A 13,927-nucleotide genomic window follows, 5' to 3' on the forward strand; every position below is an offset into this window, starting at 1 on the left:
CCTTCTCCTTCAACGCCACAGGTCCACTACGCTAACGGACGCCCGGGGCAGGCAAGGTCCCCAGCGCATCGACAGGAGAGCCCCTCGTGCCGAAGTCACGTATCCGCAAGAAGGACGACTACACCCCGCCGCCCACGCGGCAGGCGCAGACGATCAGGCTGACGAACCGGAGCTGGGTGGCCCCGGTCATGCTGGCCTTCTTCCTGATCGGTCTGGCCTGGATCGTCGTCTTCTACGTGACCGATACCCAGCTGCCGATCGAGGCGCTGGGCAACTGGAACATCGTGGTCGGATTCGGCTTCATCGCGGCCGGGTTCGGCGTCTCCACGCAGTGGAAGTAGCCCTCCCCACGCGGTGCGGGTAGTCCCGCGCGCCTAGCGCAGCGGGACCGCCCAGGGAAGCTCTCCCCATGAGTTATCCACAGCGTCATCCACACCTGAGGAAAAGACAGAAGATCTGTGGATAACTCTGTGGAGAGTTGACGCCGGTGTGATCAGGTGAGTGCGGTCAGTTCGGCCGTACGGACCACGATCACACCCATGACCAGCAGAAACACCGCCGTGCACGTCCCCCACTGGATCAACGCCCGTTTCGTGCCCGCGGCGGGCAGGAGCATCCCCAGTGCTACCAGCGCACCGGTGACCAGGCCGCCGATGTGGGCTTGCCAGGACACCTCGACGTCCCCGATCCGCACGAAGGTCAGCAGCAGCATCAGGCCGACCATGATCAGGACCGGGCGCATCTCGTAGCGCAGCCTGCGTGCCAGCACGACCGTGGCGCCGAGCAGCCCGAAGATGGCGCCCGACGCGCCGAGGGTCTGGGTGGACGGCGGGGTCAGCAGGTAGACGAGGGCGCTGCCGCCCAGGCCCGACAACAGGTAGAGGGTCAGGTAGCGGGCCCGGCCGAGGGCCGCTTCCAGGGGGCCGCCGATCACCCACAGGGCGAGCATGTTGCCGATGATGTGCCACCACTGGGTGTGCAGGAACACCGAGGTCAGCAGGCGGTGGTACTCGCCGCCGGCGACACCGTGGAGCGGTCCGCCCCAGTAGTCGACGTAGCCGCCCAGCAGTTCCAGGGGGAGGACGATCCCCGGCGCCAGGAGGGTCGCGAAGAACACGGCGACGTTGACACCGATGAGGATCTTGGTGACCAGGTGGGGGTCGGCGGCGACCACACCGCCGGCGATGGTGCGCGGGGCGTTCGCGGTGGGACGGTGGCCGGTGCCGGAGCCCTCCCGGACGCATTCGGGGCACTGGAAGCCCACCGAGGCGCTGATCATGCACTCGGGACAGATCGGACGCTCGCAGCGGGTGCAGCTGATGCCCGTGTCCCGGTCCGGGTGGCGGTAACAGCCCGGCAGGCGGTCGGTGTCCATCGGTCCCCTCGATCGGTGGCGAGGCGGATGGTGCCACCCCGCCGGTCCGGTAGGTGTCCAGGTATGTATCCAGGACGGACGGGCGGGGCGAAAAGGTTCCCGGGGGTCGGGGTCGGCGACTCCCGGTCGGCGACTTCCGGTCGGGATTCCCGGTCGAGGTCGGCGCTCCTCGATCAGGTCGGCGTTCCTCGATCAGGGTCGGCGCTTCTCGATCACGGTCGGCGCTCCTCGATCAGGGTCAGCGCTTCTCGATCACGACCGACTGGATGATCACGTCGTCGAGCGGGCGCTCGGTGCGCGGGTTGGTCGGCAGTCCGGCGATCGCGTCCACGATCTTCTGGCCGGCCTTTCCGGTGACCTCGCCGAAGATGGTGTGCTTGCGTGTCAGCCAGGCGGTCGGCGCGACGGTGATGAAGAACTGCGAGCCGTTGGTGCCCGGGCCGGCGTTGGCCATGGCGACGAGGTACGGCTTGGTGAAGGCCAGGTCGGGGTGGAACTCGTCCGCGAACTGGTAGCCCGGACCGCCGGTTCCGTTGCCGAGCGGGTCACCGCCCTGGATCATGAAACCGCTGATGATCCGGTGGAAGACCGTGCCGTCGTACAGCGGGTCCGTGGTCCTCTGTCCGTCCGTGGGCCGCGTCCACTCGCGGGCGCCGGTGGCGAGCTCCACGAAGTTCCGCACGGTCTTCGGGGCGAAGTTCGCCAGCAGCTCGATCTCGATGTCGCCGTGGTTCGTCTTCAGGGTGGCGTAGAGCTTCTCGGCCACGGATCTGCCTTCCATAGTCATCACTGTCGGTACAGATACTCCCACGGGGTGCTTCCACGCACAGAAATCCTCCACTCGGATGCCCTGTCACGCATGCCGGTCGACGGTAAGGAAGGCATGATCCGACAAAGGGTGGAAAGGTGAACTGTGTCCGCCACCGAGGAGGAGGAACCCCGTGACCCGCAAGGACAGCGTGCACGCGGCAGCCGAGAGCGCCAGGGAGAGCATGCGGCACGCAGCGGAAGTGGTGGCGCCGTACGCAGGAACCGCCAAGGACGCCGCTGTGCACTATGCGCATGAGGCGAACGAGCTGCTGGCGCCCAAGATTTCCTACGCGGCCGGCGAGGCTGCCCGGCACGCGCGTACGACGTACGACTCCCATCTGCACCCCCACATCAAGGCGGCGCGCTCCCACGTGCCGCCGAACGTGGACCGGGCCGCGACGAAGGCGGTGAAGCAGACCCGACGAGCCGCGCGACAGGCAGCCGAGTACACCCAGCCGCGACTCGAAAGCGCGCTCGCCGCGGCGCAGCCGGTGGCCGAGGAAGCCGCCTCCCGGTCGACCGCCGCCTTCGCCGCCCTGCGCGGCCAGGTGTCGGCGGAGGAAGTGCGCAAGCTGGTGCGACGCCAGAAGCGCCGGGCCCGCACGGGCCGGGTGTTCAAGGGCGTTCTGCTGGTCGGCGTCGTCGCCGGCGGCGCGTACGCGGCCTGGAAGTGGTGGGACCGTCAGTCCAACCCGGACTGGCTCGTCGAACCGCCGGCGGCCACCGAACTGTCGGCCCGCGACTCCGCTCCGGCGAGCTTTGACGACGAGCTGGCGGCGAAGGAGCAGGAGGCCCGCTCGGCCGGCGACGATCAGCAGTAACGGGAGTCGCCCGGCAGTCGGGAAGACACGGCGAGGGGCCCGGATCGATCTCGATCCGGGCCCCTCGCCGTGCCCGTCGCCCCGCGGTCAGTTGGGGAGGGTGAGCACCGTCCCCGGGTGGATCAGGTCGGGGTTGGAGCCGACGACTCCCCGGTTCATGGCGTAGAGCTCGCGCCAACGGGCCTCGTTGCCGAGCTCGCGGCGGGCGATCGCGGACAACGAGTCGCCGGACTTGACGGTGTACGTGCGCTTCTTCGCGACGGGCGCCGGCTTCGGCACCGGCGCCGCCGGAACCGCCTTGTGCGCGGCGGACGCGGGGGTGGGCGTGTGGTGCGCCACCGGCCCCGGCGCGGGCGGCCTCGGCGGAGCCGGCGCGGACTTCGGCGGAGCGGCGGCGGGCCTCGGGGGAGCCGGCGCGGGCTTCGGGGGAGCGGCGGCGGCCATCCGGTCGGCGGCCGCCTTGGTGGCCGCGGCGGCGTCGGTGTACTTACCGCCGAGGTCGTTGGGCGCGTCCGGGGTGGCGGGCTTCGCCGCCGCCTGCTGCTCCACCTGCTCCTTCGCCGTCTCGGCGGCGTCGTGCGCCTTCTTCTTGTCGGACTTCAGGAAGTCGAAGATTCCCATGGTGTGTACGCCTCCGGCGTGGTGTCGCCCCCTGGCACGGTGCCTCCCTCCACTCTCGGTCACCCGACGCCGACCGGCCGGGTGACTGACCCGTCCGGGCGACTCCGCGGGCCGGACGTTCCCGGGAGTTCCCGGCCCTGCCGACGTGCGCGGCGAGCGAGGGTGTGAGGGGGGTCCGCCGCCGCTCGGGCAAGCCGGCCTTCTCCCGGGCGTCGACGATCACCACGATCGTCCTCTTGCCCCTGTCCCCGATCTCCTCGGCGGCTGCCACCCGCCCCTTCGCCACCGGCGCGGCCCTCCGCCTCACGGCCTCACCTTGACCGCCCCCTCCTGAGAACCCCCGCCCCACACCCCCCACGAGGAACCGCACCCCGTCGCGGGCACGAAAAAGACCTCCCTGACAAGCGTTTCCGCAGGTCAGGGAGGTCTTAAGGGTGTGGAGCCTAGGAGATTCGAACTCCTGACATCTGCCTTGCAAAGGCAGCGCTCTACCAACTGAGCTAAGGCCCCGAAAAGTGGACACGGCCGCTCCCGGAGAAGGAGTGGTCGTTCCGCAGAACAGAGTACCGGGTGTACCCCCTCATCCCGCAAAATGATAGGGACTCCCGCCCCGCGACCACTCTCCGTAAGATGCTCGCGAGGTTCGCACCAGCGAAGGGGAGTAGTAAGAGTGGACGCTGTACAGCAAGAGGCCACGGCCAGAGCCAGAGAGCTCCAGCGCAGTTGGTACGGGGAGCCGTTGGGGGCGCTCTTCCGCCGGCTCATAGATGACCTCGGCTTGAACCAGGCTCGCCTCGCTGCCGTCCTCGGGCTTTCGGCGCCGATGCTGTCCCAACTGATGAGCGGCCAGCGCGCCAAGATCGGCAATCCGGCCGTGGTCCAGCGGGTCCAGGCACTGCAGGATCTCGCCGGTCAGGTGGCCGACGGAAGCGTCAGCGCGGGGGAGGCCACCGACCGGATGGACGAGATCAAGAAGACCCAGGGGGGATCCGTCCTCAGCAACAGCGGTCAGACGGCATCCAGTTCGGGCGCGCCCACCGTCAAGCGGGTCGTCCGTGAGATCCAGTCGCTGCTGCGCTCGGTCTCGGCGGCCGGGGACATCATCGACGCGGCGGAGACCCTCGCCCCCAGCCATCCGGAACTGGCAGAGTTCCTCCGGGTGTACGGAGCGGGTCGCACCGCCGACGCGGTGGCGCACTACGAGTCGCACCAGAACTGAGTCACGACGGACGACGACGACTGACAACGGGCCGAGGACGACGGGGGACGGGCACAGCGATGGGTGAGGTCTTCGCGGGCCGGTACGAGCTGATCGACCCGATCGGTCGGGGTGGAGCGGGCGCCGTCTGGCGCGCCTGGGACCACCGCCGTCGTCGGTACGTCGCCGCGAAGGTCCTCATGCAGAGTGACGCCCACACCCTGCTGCGGTTCGTGCGTGAGCAGGCCCTGCGGATCGATCATCCGCACGTGCTCGCTCCGGCCAGTTGGGCGGCGGACGACGACAAGGTCCTGTTCACCATGGACCTGGTCGCCGGGGGTTCACTCGCCCACGTGATCGGGGACTACGGCCCCCTGCCGCCCCGGTTCGTGTGCACGCTGCTCGACCAGCTCCTGGCGGGCTTGGCGGCGGTCCACGCGGAGGGCGTCGTCCACCGCGACATCAAACCGGCCAACATACTGATGGCGGCCACCGGAACCGGGCGGCCGCACCTGCGGCTGTCCGACTTCGGCATCTCCATGCGCAAGGGTGAGCCGCGGCTCACCGAGACCAACTACGTCGTGGGTACGCCGGGTTACGTCGCCCCCGAGCAACTCCTCGGCGCGGAGCCCGACTTCCCCGCCGACTTCTTCGCCACCGGCCTGGTCGCCCTGTACCTGCTCCAGGGGCGCAAGCCCGATGCCCAGGCGCTGGTGGAGCGCTTCCTGGCGCACGGCACCCCCGATGCCCCCGAAGGCGTCCCCGCGCCCCTGTGGGACGTCATCGCGAACCTCCTCCAACCAGACCCCCAGAGCCGGTTCAGAACCGCCACAGGGGCCCGCAAGGCCCTTGCCGAGGCCGTGGAACTGCTTCCGCCCGCCGCACCGGACGAGGAACCGGTGGAGGTGTTCGACCAACTCGGCCCGCTCCCCGCCGGTTTCGATCCCGAGGGCCCGCGGAAAACCGGCTCGGTGATCCCCGAGGGCCCCACCGCCGCCGGGGTCCCGCCCGCGCGCCCGGGGCCTGGTGGGACCGCCCCGACGGACCCGCGCGCGGGCGCCGTGGCACCGCTCCCACCCCCGCTCCCACCCGCGGACCGGACCCCGTCGTCGGGCGCGCCCGCACCCGTCCACACCCCGACGCCCACACCCATCCCGACGTCCCCGCCCATCCCGACGTCCGCCCCCGCCGCGTACGCCGCGCCGCCCGCGCCCCTCGACGCGTTCGGGCCGCCCCCGACGGCGTACGGCCCCTCCGAGACGGGCAGCTTCCACCTGCCCCCGCCGGCCGCACCCGAGCCGGTCATCACCCCGCTCGGCGCCGAGGCACCGCCGCAGCCCGCCCAGTCCGCCCAGTCCGCCCAGTCCGCCCAGTCCGCAGCAGCCTCACCGACCGGGCCGGCCGTACTCCCCGGCCCGACCACGCCCGTGTCGGCGGCGCCCCGCGCCTTCCGGATCCCCCCGCCCCCGGCGAAGGTCACGGCCGGGATCCTCGCCGCCGCGCTCCTCTGCTTCGCGGTGGGCGTCTGGGCGCTGACCCACGCCTGACCCACGTCCGACCCACCCACGACCGACCCACGACCGACCCACCCACGACCGACCCACCCACGACCGGCCGCGACCCGCATGCGACCGACCCGCGTCCGACCCACCGCGTCCAGGCGACCGTCCATCCGAGGCGCCCCGGAGCTACGAGCGTCCCGCCCCGCCCCGCCGGGACAGCAGGATCCATCCCCCGAGCACGAGCAGCAGTGCCGTCCCCGCCCCGAAGCCGCCGGTGGCCACTGCCCGCATCACCGAGCGGGTGTCCTCGGCCGCGGCGGCCTCCGGCCCGGTGAGTCCCTCCTTGGCGGCGGTGCGGTCGGCGGCGTCCACCCCGAACCCGGCCGCGCTCAGGCTCTCCCGGTACGCGGGCGCCTTCTCGGGGGTGCCGAGGACGTCCATCCGCAGCGTCAGCGGCACCGGTACCGCGTCCTCGGTGAACTCCCCGACCTTCCCGCCCAGCGTCACGGCGACGTAGTACCAGCCGGCCACCCGCGTCCCGCGCACCTCGGCGTCGTCGGAGAAACGGTTCTCGTACGCCACCGGAGCCGTCTTGGGCAGCGTGACCCCGGCCTGCTTGCCGTCGTAGGAGGCGTCCTTGGAGTCGACCAGCGCCCGGTAGGGGCTGTAGACCGAGACCGTGAGGCCGTTGGACGCCGTGCCGTACTCCTTCGTCATCCTGGCGGCCGCGATCTCCGCGCCGATCCCCAACTGCCGGCCCCAGTCCAGCGGGACGCGGTAGTACCGGGTCTGTCCGGGCCTCAGGTCGTCGCGCCACACCCCCGTCCCGAGGGCGCGCGCGTCGTTGAAGCCGGTGCCGCCGGTCCGGGCGAGCGAGGCACCGCCGGGCAGGGTCGGAGAGGCCGAGGGCCAGACGCTGGGCGCGACGGTGGGGGAGGCGCCGCCGAGGGCCGGCTCGCGCAGGACGAGGAGTTCGACCGGCCAGCGTCCCCGGTCGGAGTCCTTGGCCGCGGTGCGCGTGACCTTCGCGTAGTAGGTGGCGGCGGCCTGGCACTCGCCGTCCTCCTTGACCCGCCGGACGGCCGCCGCGCTCACCGGAACGGGGTCGTAGCCGAAGCCGGCCCGCGCGTAGCCGGGACAGCGGGTCCCCGCGCCGGAGATGATCTCTACCTCGATGCCGTCGCCGTAGCCGACCTTGGCGCCGGCGGGCGGGCGGACGACCGCGGAGACGTACACGTCGGACGTGGCGTCGAGCCGGAGTTGGTAGAAGCGTTCCTCCGGGCCGATGGTGTCCCCGTACACCGTCCCGATCTCCAGCGGCGGGGTGTCCGCGGAGGAGGGCTTGCCCTCGACCTGCTCGGCCCCGTCCGCCGCGCGGTACGTCGGCACCGGCCGCGGCGCCGGGCCCGCCGCCCACGCGACCCCCGGCAGCGCCGTCACGAGCCCCAGCCCGGTGATCCCCGCCAGCACGACGCTGCGTACCTGACGTCCCCGATCCATCACACGCACCCCGAGTTTGCTAGCGCAAGCCAAATCTTTGCATACTGCAAGTTTTCGTCACAGAACAGCACAAAGCCCCGGCAGCAGCGGCAGCCGGGGCTTCATGGGATCAATCGTGGGTCTCACACGCCAGAACCAGAAGGCACGGAGTCGGTTGCCTCCGTCCACAGGTCCTGCTCGGCACGGTCCGCCTGGATCTGGCGGTACACGAGGAGCCCGCCGATGGCGGCCAGTGCGACCAGGAGCAGCTTCTTCACCGCGCGACCTCGTCTTTCGTTGACGTTGGGGACTTCTGGCGCCCAACAATACACACCGACCGATACCGATCGGTTATCTGGGAACCCCTCAACTGGCCCAACGACAAAGACCCCCAGGCCGGGGGCCTGGGGGTCTTCGACACTGTGGGGCTAACAGGATTTGAACCTGTGGCCTCATCCTTATCAGGGATGCGCTCTAACCAACTGAGCTATAGCCCCATCCGCGCTGCGCGCTGACTCCTGAAGGTTAGCGCACACACCCGGTAGGTCCAAAATCCGTTCCCGGGGGCTCTCCGGAGGTCGACCCGGGGGACGCCACGACGGCGTCCCCGCAGGTCAGTCAGCCGGTGAGCCGGCCCTCGAACCGGTCGGTCACTCGTCCTCGGCCAGCGTCAGCTCGACGCCTCCGACGAAGCCCGCCGACAGGTTGTAGATGAACGAGCCGAGCGTCGCCAGCGCCGTCATGAGCACCACGTCGATGACCGCGATCACCGAGCTGAAGATCAGCACGCGAGGCAGCGAGAGGAACGACTGGAGGTCGAACCCGTTGCTCTCGTTCGATCCGGTCGCCTCGCTGATCGTGCCGCCGACGGTCGAGAAGACGCCCATCGCGTCCATGACCATCCACAGCACCACCGACGCGACGACCGTGCAGACGCCCAGCGCGATCGACAGGAGGAAGCTGACCTTCATCACCGACCACGGGTCGGCCTTGGCCACCCGCAGTCGCGCCTTGCGCGTCCGGGGCGCCGTACGGGCCCCGGTGCGCGGCCGGCGCTGCGTGTCCCCGGCCTGGCTCCCGCGCGCCGCCCCCGGGCCCGAGGGCGCCGAGTAGGCCTGCGGGGGCTGGTAGGGCTGACCGCCCCGGTTCTGACCGGCGTCGGTCGGCGACTTCGGCTGCGATCCTCGGGTATCCGTCACGGTTCCCCCCTGGGAGTCCGCGGCGGGGCCACGGGCACCGTTCGCTCCAGTCTTGGCCGGTCCGGCGCCCGCGGCTCCACTCACGACTTACTCCTCGTGCTCCCCAGCCGAGGGCTGCGTGCCCTCGGCGGCCTCGGCGGCCTGTCCGTCGGCCGCCTCGGTCCCGATCTCGTTCTCGATCTCGTCGACCTCGTCAGCTTCCTGACCGGCCTCCGCGTTGCGCGCGATGCCGACCACGGCGTCGCGCTTACCCAGGTTGATCAGCTGGACGCCCATGGTGTCACGGCCGGTCTCCCTGACTTCGTTGACTCGCGTACGAATCACACCACCGCTGAGCGTGATGGCGAGAATCTCGTCCGTTTCGTCGACCACCAGCGCGCCGACGAGCGAACCGCGATCCTCCACGATCTTCGCCGCCTTGATGCCCAGTCCACCACGACCCTGGACGCGGTACTCGTCCACTGCCGTCCGCTTGGCGTAGCCGCCGTCCGTCGCGGTGAAGACGAACGTACCCGGCCGCACCACGCTCATCGAGAGCAGTTCGTCCCCGCCTCGGAAACTCATGCCCTTCACGCCGGACGTCGCACGTCCCATGGGACGCAACGAGTCGTCCGTCGCGGTGAAACGGATCGACTGCGCCTTCTTGCTGATGAGCAGGAGGTCGTCGTCCGCGGACACCAGCTCCGCGCCGATGAGCTCGTCGTCGCTGCCGTCCTCCGTCTCGCGGAGGTTGATGGCGATTACACCACCCGAACGGGGCGAGTCGTAGTCCTTGAGGGCCGTCTTCTTCACCAGGCCGCCCTTGGTGGCCAGGATCAGGTAGGGCGCCGCCTCGTAGTCGCGGATCGCGAGGATCTGGGCGATCTTCTCGTCCGGCTGGAAGGCCAGCAGGTTCGCCACGTGCTGCCCGCGCGCGTCACGGCCGGCGTCCGGGAGTTCGTACGCCTTCGAGCGGTAGACGCGGCCCTTGTTCGTGAAGAACAGCAGCCAGTGGTGCGTGGTGGACACGAAGAAGTGGTCGACCAGGTCGTCCTGCTTCAGCTTCGTGCCGCGCACGCCCTTGCCGCCGCGCTTCTGCGAGCGGTAGTCCTCGGTCTTGGTCCGCTTGACGTAGCCGCCGTGGGTGATCGTGACGACGATGTCCTCTTCGGCGATCAGGTCCTCCATGGACATGTCGCCGTCGAAGGGGACCAGCTTGGAGCGTCGGTCGTCGCCGAACTTCTCGACGATCGCCGCCAGTTCCTCGCTGACGATCTGACGCTGACGCTCCTCGGAGGCCAGGATCGCGTTGTACTCGTTGATCTTGGCCTGGAGTTCGTCGTGCTCGGCGACGATCTTCTGCCGCTCCAGGGCCGCGAGGCGGCGGAGCTGCATCTCCAGGATGGCGTTCGCCTGGATCTCGTCGATCGACAGCAGGCCCATCAGGCCCTCACGGGCGATCTCGACCGTGTTGCTGCGCCGGATGAGGGCGATGACCTCGTCGATCGCGTCCAGCGCCTTGAGCAGACCGCGCAGGATGTGGGCGCGCTCCTCCGCCTTGCGCAGGCGGAAGCGCGTGCGCCGGACGATGACCTCGATCTGGTGCGTCACCCAGTGGCGGATGAACGCGTCGATCGACAGGGTGCGCGGCACTCCGTCGACGAGCGCCAGCATGTTGGCGCTGAAGTTCGACTGGAGGTCGGTGTGCTTGTACAGGTTGTTCAGCACGACCTTGGCGACGGCGTCGCGCTTGAGGACGATCACCAGGCGCTGGCCGGTCCGCGAGGAGGTCTCGTCGCGGACGTCGGCGATGCCGCCGACCTTGCCGTCCTTCACCAGGTCGGCGATCTTCTGCGCCAGGTTGTCGGGGTTGGTCTGGTACGGAAGCTCCGTGACCACCAGGCACTGGCGGTTCTGGATCTCCTCGACCTCGACCACCGCGCGCATCGTGATGGAGCCGCGCCCGGTCCGGTACGCCTCCTCGATGCCCTTGCGGCCCACGACGAGGGCGCCCGACGGGAAGTCCGGGCCCTTGATCCGCTCGACGAGCGCGTCCTGGAGCTCCTCGTGGGAGGCCTCGGGGTGCTCCAGTGCCCACTGGGCACCGGCGGCGACCTCGCGCAGGTTGTGCGGCGGGATGTTGGTGGCCATGCCGACGGCGATGCCGGCCGAGCCGTTGACCAGGAGGTTCGGGAAGCGCGCCGGCAGGACCGTCGGCTCCTGGTTGCGGCCGTCGTAGTTGTCCTGGAAGTCGACGGTCTCCTCGTCGATGTCCCGGAGCATCTCCATGGCCAGCGGCATCAGCTTGCACTCGGTGTAGCGCATCGCGGCGGCCGGGTCGTTGCCCGGGGAGCCGAAGTTGCCGTTGGAGTCCACGAGCGGCATGCGCATCGACCACGGCTGGGCCAGCCGGACCAGGGCGTCGTAGATCGAGCTGTCGCCGTGCGGGTGGTACGTGCCCATGACGTCACCGACGACGCGGGCGCACTTGTAGAAGCCCTTCTCGGGCCGGTAGCCGCCGTCGTACATCGCGTACAGCACACGACGGTGGACCGGCTTGAGGCCGTCCCGTACGTCGGGCAGGGCGCGGGAGACGATGACGGACATCGCGTAGTCGAGGTAGGAGCGCTGCATCTCCGTCTCGAGCCCGACGGGCTCGATCCGCATCTGCGGCGGCTCCGCCGCGGGATTCTCGGCGGTGGGGGTGGTTTCATCGGCCATTGCTGGTCAGAAGTCCTTTCAGGCGGTCAGCGGAGGCCGACTCAGATGTCGAGGAACCGAACGTCCTTGGCGTTGCGCTGGATGAAGGAGCGTCGGGCCTCGACGTCCTCGCCCATGAGCACCGAGAAGAGGTCGTCCGCCTGCGCGGCGTCGTCCAGGGTGACCTGGCCGAGGACGCGGTGGTCCACGTCCATGGTGGTGACGCGCAGTTCCTCGGCGTTCATCTCGCCCAGACCCTTGAAGCGCTGGATCGAGTCTTCCCTGATCCGCTTGCCCTGCCCCTTGCCGAGTTCGACCAGGGCGTCGCGCTCGCGGTCCGAGTACGCGTACTCGAAGTCGTCGCGACCCCACTTGATCTTGTACAGCGGGGGGCGCGAGAGGTAGACGTGCCCGGCCTCGACCAGCGGCCGCATGAAGCGGAACAGGAAGGTCAGCAGCAGGGTGTTGATGTGCTGGCCGTCGACGTCGGCGTCCGCCATCAGGATGATCTTGTGATAGCGGAGCTTCTCGATGTCGAAGTCCTCGTGCACACCGGTACCGAAGGCACTGATCAGCGCCTGGACCTCGGTGTTCTGGAGGATCTTGTCGATACGGGCCTTCTCGACGTTCAGGATCTTGCCTCGGATCGGCAGGATGGCCTGGTACATCGGGTTGCGGCCGGACTTCGCGGAACCACCGGCCGAGTCGCCCTCGACGATGAAGATCTCGCACTTGGTCGGGTCGTTGGACTGGCAGTCGGACAGCTTGCCCGGCAGCGAGGCCGACTCCAGCAGACCCTTGCGACGGGTGAGGTCGCGGGCCTTGCGGGCGGCGACGCGGGCCGTGGCGGCCTGGATCGACTTGCGGATGATGTCCGCGGCCTCGACCGGGTTGCGGTCGAACCAGTCGTTGAGGTGCTCGTGGACGACCTTCTGCACGAAGGTCTTGGCCTCCGTGTTGCCCAGCTTGGTCTTCGTCTGGCCCTCGAACTGGGGCTCGCCCAGCTTGACCGAGATGATCGCCGTCAGACCCTCGCGGATGTCCTCGCCGGCGAGGTTGTCGTCCTTCTCGCGGAGCAGCTTCTTCTCGCGCGCGTAACGGTTCACCAGACCCGTCAGGGCCGCACGGAAGCCCTCCTCGTGCGTACCGCCCTCGTGGGTGTGGATCGTGTTCGCGAAGGAGTAGACGCCCTCGGTGTACTGCGAGTTCCACTGCATCGCGATCTCGACCGAGAGGAGGCGCTCCTTGTCCTCGGCCTCGACGTCGATGACGGTCGGGTGGATCATCTCGCCCTTGCGCGAGTTGAGGTACTTCACGAAGTCGACGATGCCGCCCTCGTAGTAGTACTTCACCGTGCGCGCCTGGTCGTCGTCGGACTCCTCGGCGGAGTCGGCGCCGACGGTCGCCTTCGCGGACTCGCGCTCGTCGGTCAGCGACAGGGTCAGGCCCTTGTTGAGGAAGGCCATCTCCTGGAAGCGCCGGGAGAGCGTCTCGAAGGAGTACTCGGTGGTCTCGAAGACGTCGGGGTCGGCCCAGAAGGTGACCGTGGTGCCCGAGTCGGCGGTCTCCTCGTTCTTCGCGAGCGGGGCCGTCGGCACGCCCAGCTTGTAGTCCTGGGTCCAGCGGTAGCCGTCACGCTTGACCTCGACCGAGACCTTCGTCGACAGCGCGTTCACGACGGAGACGCCCACGCCGTGCAGACCACCGGAAACGGCGTAGCCGCCGCCGCCGAACTTGCCGCCCGCGTGCAGCACGGTGAGGACGACCTCGACGGCCGGCTTCCCCTCGGACGGCACGATGTCGACGGGGATGCCGCGACCGTTGTCGACGACGCGTACACCGCCGTCGGCGAGGATCGTGACGTCGATGGTGTCCGCGTGCCCGGCCATGGCCTCGTCGACCGAGTTGTCGACGACTTCCTGGACGAGGTGGTGGAGACCACGCTCACCGGTCGAACCGATGTACATGCCGGGCCGCTTGCGGACCGCGTCCAGGCCCTCGAGGACCTGGATCTGATTGCCGGTGTACGCAACGGGCTCACCGTTGTCGCCGGCTGTGGACTGGTTGTCGTTGGGGTTGCCGGAATCGGCCACGAAGCGCCCTTTCTGGCACAGCACAGGCCGAACTCCGGGCCAGCAGGCATGCAAGCAGGAGCGGCTGCGTCGATCTGCGTTGTCAGCGTTTGTCAGCGGGATCCCGCAAGCGGGCGGGATTCGGTTCAGTCTACCGGTACCACGGACCTG

The 13,927-nt window shown here is 69.5% G+C and carries 12 protein-coding genes and 2 tRNA genes; 4 read left to right on the forward strand and 10 right to left on the reverse strand.

Annotated features, from left to right (window positions below; translation table 11 throughout):
- Positions 1-86 precede the first annotated feature (86 nt).
- Positions 87-341, forward strand: coding sequence for a cell division protein CrgA (gene crgA / locus ACFYW3_RS18940; RefSeq protein WP_267798996.1), 255 nt, complete (start codon positions 87-89; stop codon positions 339-341).
- Between the two features lie 152 nt (positions 342-493).
- Here crgA and ACFYW3_RS18945 read toward each other — a convergent pair whose 3' ends face one another.
- Together ACFYW3_RS18945 and ACFYW3_RS18950 are read right to left on the reverse strand one after the other, a co-directional pair.
- Complete coding sequence (locus tag ACFYW3_RS18945; RefSeq protein WP_389386822.1) at positions 494-1,375, reverse strand: rhomboid family intramembrane serine protease; 882 nt, start codon at positions 1,373-1,375, stop codon at positions 494-496.
- Between the two features lie 238 nt (positions 1,376-1,613).
- Positions 1,614-2,141, reverse strand: coding sequence for a peptidylprolyl isomerase (locus ACFYW3_RS18950; protein WP_351749938.1), 528 nt, complete (start codon positions 2,139-2,141; stop codon positions 1,614-1,616).
- A gap of 175 nt (positions 2,142-2,316) precedes the next feature.
- Here ACFYW3_RS18950 and ACFYW3_RS18955 point away from each other — a divergent pair, with 175 nt between their 5' ends.
- Positions 2,317-3,006, forward strand: a complete 690-nt coding sequence (locus ACFYW3_RS18955) for a DUF5324 family protein (protein WP_351372384.1) — start codon at positions 2,317-2,319, stop codon at positions 3,004-3,006.
- Between the two features lie 87 nt (positions 3,007-3,093).
- Here ACFYW3_RS18955 and ACFYW3_RS18960 read toward each other — a convergent pair whose 3' ends face one another.
- Positions 3,094-3,627 (reverse strand): LysM peptidoglycan-binding domain-containing protein, encoded by a 534-nt coding sequence (locus ACFYW3_RS18960; protein WP_389386823.1) that lies wholly within the window; start codon positions 3,625-3,627, stop codon positions 3,094-3,096.
- Positions 3,628-4,064: 437 nt separating this feature from the next.
- Positions 4,065-4,137, reverse strand: a tRNA-Ala gene (locus ACFYW3_RS18965).
- 160 nt (positions 4,138-4,297) lie between these two features.
- On the opposite strand from ACFYW3_RS18965, the gene ACFYW3_RS18970 reads away from it, so the two are divergent.
- Complete coding sequence (locus ACFYW3_RS18970) at positions 4,298-4,846, forward strand: DNA-binding protein (RefSeq protein ID WP_351749781.1); 549 nt, start codon at positions 4,298-4,300, stop codon at positions 4,844-4,846.
- 59 nt (positions 4,847-4,905) lie between these two features.
- Positions 4,906-6,372, forward strand: coding sequence for a protein kinase (locus ACFYW3_RS18975; protein ID WP_389386824.1), 1,467 nt, complete (start codon positions 4,906-4,908; stop codon positions 6,370-6,372).
- A gap of 141 nt (positions 6,373-6,513) precedes the next feature.
- Here the strand turns inward: ACFYW3_RS18975 and ACFYW3_RS18980 are convergent, their stop codons facing one another.
- From ACFYW3_RS18980 to gyrB, 6 genes are all read right to left on the reverse strand, one after another.
- The gene (locus ACFYW3_RS18980; RefSeq protein WP_389386825.1) at positions 6,514-7,827 is read right to left on the reverse strand and encodes a hypothetical protein; all 1,314 of its coding nucleotides are present in this window, start codon (positions 7,825-7,827) and stop codon (positions 6,514-6,516) included.
- A gap of 122 nt (positions 7,828-7,949) precedes the next feature.
- A complete protein-coding gene (locus tag ACFYW3_RS18985; RefSeq protein WP_208809277.1) occupies positions 7,950-8,084 on the reverse strand; it encodes a DLW-39 family protein in 135 nt (44 codons plus the stop codon).
- Positions 8,085-8,229: 145 nt separating this feature from the next.
- Positions 8,230-8,303 (reverse strand) — tRNA-Ile (locus ACFYW3_RS18990).
- A gap of 153 nt (positions 8,304-8,456) precedes the next feature.
- Entirely contained in the window at positions 8,457-9,089 is a 633-nt protein-coding gene (locus ACFYW3_RS18995; RefSeq protein WP_389386826.1) for a DUF3566 domain-containing protein, read from the reverse strand.
- Between the two features lie 3 nt (positions 9,090-9,092).
- A complete protein-coding gene (gyrA, locus tag ACFYW3_RS19000) occupies positions 9,093-11,705 on the reverse strand; it encodes a DNA gyrase subunit A (protein ID WP_351749789.1) in 2,613 nt (870 codons plus the stop codon).
- Between the two features lie 41 nt (positions 11,706-11,746).
- Positions 11,747-13,801 carry a DNA topoisomerase (ATP-hydrolyzing) subunit B gene (gyrB, locus tag ACFYW3_RS19005; protein ID WP_351749791.1) on the reverse strand — a complete coding sequence of 685 codons (2,055 nt, stop codon included), beginning with the start codon at positions 13,799-13,801 and terminating at the stop codon, positions 11,747-11,749.
- Positions 13,802-13,927: the final 126 nt, after the last annotated feature.

The sequence above is a fragment of the Streptomyces sp. NPDC002602 genome, assembly GCF_042889445.1.
Lineage (GTDB): Bacteria > Actinomycetota > Actinomycetes > Streptomycetales > Streptomycetaceae > Streptomyces.